This window comes from Streptomyces sp. MnatMP-M17 (genome assembly GCF_900091995.1).
Taxonomy (GTDB): domain Bacteria; phylum Actinomycetota; class Actinomycetes; order Streptomycetales; family Streptomycetaceae; genus Streptomyces.
Map to the genome: position 1 here is coordinate 1 of NZ_FMDK01001073.1, position 1076 is coordinate 1076.

Below are 1076 nucleotides of genomic sequence, written 5' to 3' on the forward strand. Positions count from 1 at the left end.
TGACGCTCGCCGCCACACCGGCGCCGTCCGATCCCCAGCTCCGCCGTGTCCTGGAGATGTTCACCGCCGAGATGGCGGACTCCGAAGGGCGCGCGGCCAAGGCCGCCGCCGACGGCGAGACCGCCCTGAACCGGCTGGCCCGGTCCGCCGACGATCTGGATCTGCTCACCACGAAGACGCTGCCGGCCGCGCTCGGCGGGCTGCGCTCGGGCGGCTCCGCCGACACGGTGCTCGGCAGTATCGATCCTCCTGCCGATCCACGGCTGCGGGTCCTGGTGGACACGGTGGTACGGAACTTCGCCACCAGCGAGCGGCGCGCAGCCGCGGCGCAGGCGGCCAGCGCCAAGGCGCTGAGCCGGGTGCAGGCGAAGGCGGTGAGCATGCTGGCCGATCTGCGGGAGATGCAGGACCGGCACGGCGAGGAGGTCTTCGGCGATCTCCTCAAGCTCGACCACAACACCTCGCAGCTCGGACTGCTCACCGACCGGCTGGCCCTGCTGATGGGCGGACGCGCGAGCCGCGCCTGGAACAAGCCGATCGGCATGGAGAGCATCCTGCGCGGCGCGGTGGGCCGGATCGCCGCGTACCAGCGCGTGCGGCTGCACTGCTCCAGCACCGCCGCGATCGCCGGGTTCGCCGCCGAGCCGGTGATGCATCTCCTCGCCGAACTCATGGACAACGCGGCGAACTTCTCGCCGCCGATCGACGAGGTGCATGTCTATGTCGAGGAGCGCACCGCCGGACTCGTGGTGACCATCGAGGACAGCGGACTGAAGATGGCGGACGCCGCGATGCGGCGCGCCGAGGAGTCCGTGTCGGGACGCGTCACCGACCTGGCGATGCTCCAGGGCACCCGGCTGGGTCTGGCCGTGGTCGGCAGGCTGGCCGCCAAGTACCACATCAGTGTCAACTACCGGCCCTCCTCGCGCGGTGGCACGGGTGTCGTGGTGCTGTTCCCGCCGCAGCTCATCGCGCAGCAGCGGATCCTGACCAACGAGCAGTCGCTGCGGCGCCCGGCGCCGGAGGCAACCGTCGCGGCGCCCGCCGGACCGGCGGGCACCGCCGCGCCGCCCACC

Annotated in this window: 1 protein-coding gene; it reads left to right on the plus strand. The window is 72.3% G+C overall.

The window, feature by feature from the left end:
- Nucleotides 1-1076 (plus strand): ATP-binding protein (locus GA0115259_RS36040; RefSeq protein ID WP_141716839.1); only part of this gene is annotated, 1076 nt, incomplete at both ends.